At 60.0% G+C, this 2,856-nt stretch carries 3 protein-coding genes; all 3 read left to right on the top strand.

The genetic code is table 11. The features are described 5' to 3' along the window. The first annotated feature begins 1 nt into the window (after position 1). The 3 genes from NKH93_RS34115 to NKH93_RS34105 are packed head-to-tail and all read left to right on the top strand — an operon-like array spanning position 2 to position 2,789. Complete coding sequence (locus tag NKH93_RS34115) at positions 2–943, top strand: ABC transporter permease (RefSeq protein ID WP_352976380.1); 942 nt, start codon at positions 2–4, stop codon at positions 941–943. Beyond that, positions 940–1,935, top strand: a complete 996-nt coding sequence (locus NKH93_RS34110; protein WP_352976378.1) for an ABC transporter permease — start codon at positions 940–942, stop codon at positions 1,933–1,935. The genes NKH93_RS34115 and NKH93_RS34110 overlap by 4 nt, the downstream gene beginning before the upstream one ends. A 5-nt stretch (positions 1,936–1,940) precedes the next feature. Further along, the gene (locus NKH93_RS34105) at positions 1,941–2,789 is read left to right on the top strand and encodes a sugar phosphate isomerase/epimerase family protein (RefSeq protein WP_352976375.1); all 849 of its coding nucleotides are present in this window, start codon (positions 1,941–1,943) and stop codon (positions 2,787–2,789) included. Positions 2,790–2,856: the final 67 nt, after the last annotated feature.

The raw sequence follows: 2,856 nt of genomic DNA, 5'->3' as shown, positions 1-2,856 counted from the left end.
CATCTGCGCCTTTCTGTCGTTTGCGACAGACCGGTTCTTCACCCTCGGCAATGCGTTTGACCTCCTGAACACAAGTTCGGTCAACATCATCTTCGCCGTCGGTCTGCTCGTCGTGCTGATTGCCGGCGGCATTGACATCTCCTTCGCGGTTGCCGCCTCCGTGGTGCAATATCTGACGGCAATAGTCCTTGGCTGGATCGGCGGCGGGAATTGGATTGTCGGCCTCACCATCGCTGGCGCATTGGGCGTCACGTTGGGCTGCATCAATGCTTTCCTGATCCACAGGTTCAGGATCATCTCGATCGTCGCCACGATTTCGACCTTCAACATTTTTTTCGGCTTGCTGATGTTCTTCACAGGCGGCGTTTCGATCTACAATCTGCCGGACTGGCTCACCACCCGCGTGGTGCTGTTCGAGCGCGAGATGGCTGACGGCACCTGGGCGGAGATCACCCTACCCGTGCTCATTATGGCCATGTGCGTATTCGTTACCTGGGGGCTGATCACGCGCACGACCACTGGTCGCCAACTCTACGCTTTTGGCGACAATCCGGAAGGCGCGCGCCGCTTCGGCATCAATGTTGGGGCCATGCAATTTATCGCCTTCGGCTGGCTTGGCCTGATGGCAGGCATCGCCGGTCTCGTCCAAGCGCATTACGCGCAGGAAGTCGTGCCTAACGCCCTATATGGGCGCGAACTCGACGTCCTGGCAGCCGTGGTCCTTGGCGGTGCACGGCTTGGCGGCGGCAAAGGCAGCGTGCTCGGCTGCATTCTTGGCGTTCTGTTGGTCTCGATCACCCAGAACGGACTTAATTTGATGGGCGTGTCGCCTTTCGCGTTCAAGATGATCGTCGGCACCATCATCCTAGCCGCCATTACCCTGTCGAACACCAGCATCGAACGCCTGCTGCCGTTCCTGAAAAGCCGGCGGGTGCCTTCATGACGGCTGTGATTGAACGCGTCCGCAACTTGCTTGGCCCCGAACTGGCAGGTCCGCTTGCTGCGTTCGTGGTAGTCATGATCGTGTTCGGCATTGCCGCACCGAACTTCCTTTCCCGGGCCACTTTTGGCTCCGTCGCCTACCAGCTGCCGGAGCTCGGCCTGCTCACACTCGCCATGCTGCTCCCGATCCTGACCGGCGGCCTGAACCTGGCCATCACCTTCACGGCCAACATCGCCGGGCTGACGCTCGCTTGGATCCTTCAAAGCCAGGGCGGCGTCGACGCGGGCACGGGTGCCTTTGTCCTTGGCGCGATCCTTGCCCTTGCGGTCGGAGCACTTAGTGGACTGATCATGGGGCTCGTCATCGCCAACACCAAGGCTCACCCGATCCTGGTCTCGCTGTCGATGATGATTTTCCTGCGCGGTCTCGGTGAGTTCCTGACGCATGGCGGCGACGTGTCCGGCTTTCCCAGCTTCCTGGCGCCGATCGGTTACGGTTCGATTCTTGGTATCCCGGTTCCGTTGCTCATTTTCATCGCCTGTGTGCTGATCTGGCACCTCCTGCTGACGCGCATGAAGCTAGGCTTCAACACCTATATGATCGGCTCTAACATCGAGGCCACGCGCTACTCCGGCATTAATACGCGCAAGGTGCAGGTTCTGGTCTACACACTGTCCGGTGCGATGTGCGCGGTCGCCGGTATCATCATGCTGGCGCGCTTCAATTCGGTGCGTGTCGGCCACGGCGAGTCCTACCTGCTGATCACTGTGCTTGCCTGCTTTCTTGGCGGGGTCAATCCGTTCGGCGGCTTCGGTCGCGTGATCCCTGTCTTCGTCGCGCTCGTGGTGCTCCAGCTTCTGTCCTCGGGACTCAATCTGATGGGCGCCAACCAGCATCTGGCGACGGCGGTCTGGGGCATTTTGATGATCACCGTGATGATCCTGCGCTGGCTTGCTGGGCGCCTAAAGTTCCTAAACACAAACAAAGGGTGAGTTAGATGCATGGTTTTGGGGTCCACACCTCGATGTGGACGATGAACTGGGACCGGGCGGGCGCAGAGAAGGCGATCGCCGCTTCCGTCAAATACGGCATGGACTTTATCGAGATCGCGCTTCTGAACGCGCCGGCGGTCGATGCCGCGCATACGCGCGCCTTGCTCGAAAAGCACAATCTTCCAGCTGTTTGCTCGCTTGGCTTGCCGGAGCGGGCCTGGGCCTCGGTGCGGCCGGATGCCGCCATCGAACATCTCAAAGTGGCCATCGACAAGACTGCAGAGATGGGCGCTCTGGCGCTTTCCGGTGTGATTTTCGGTGGTATCGGTGAACGCACCGGCGTGCCACCCACCGAAAAGGAATACGACAACATCGCGCATGTGCTGACCGTCGCTGCCAAGCACGCCAAGACGCGCGGCATAGAGCTCGGAATCGAGGCGGTGAACCGCTACGAGAACCACCTGATAAATACCGGCGCGCAGGCCGTCTGGATGCTCGAGAAAGTCGGCGCCGACAACATCTTTGTCCATCTCGACACCTATCACATGAACATCGAGGAGAAGGGGGCCGCCAATGGTATTCTGGCCGCTCGCGAGCACCTGAAATATATTCACTTGTCAGAGAGCGATCGCGGCACCCCGGGCACCGGCAACTGCCCCTGGGACGAGATCTACGCAACGCTCGCGGCGATCGGCTTCAAGGGCGGACTTGCCATGGAAAGCTTCATCAACATGCCGCCGGAAGTCTCCTATGGCCTCTCCGTCTGGCGGCCGGTCGCGAAGGACGAGGCCGAAGTGATGGGCAATGGCTTGCCTTTCCTGCGCAACAAGGCTCGCCAATACGGTCTGATCTGACCCAATGCATGACGGGCAGGAGGCGGACGGCGCGAATATCGCCGTCTTCGACGTTGGCAAAACCAGC

The sequence above is a fragment of the Mesorhizobium sp. M0954 genome (assembly GCF_040319155.1).
GTDB lineage: Bacteria > Pseudomonadota > Alphaproteobacteria > Rhizobiales > Rhizobiaceae > Mesorhizobium.
Note: the sequence above shows the minus strand (reverse complement) of the source record. Positions and strands in the feature narration are given on the sequence as shown.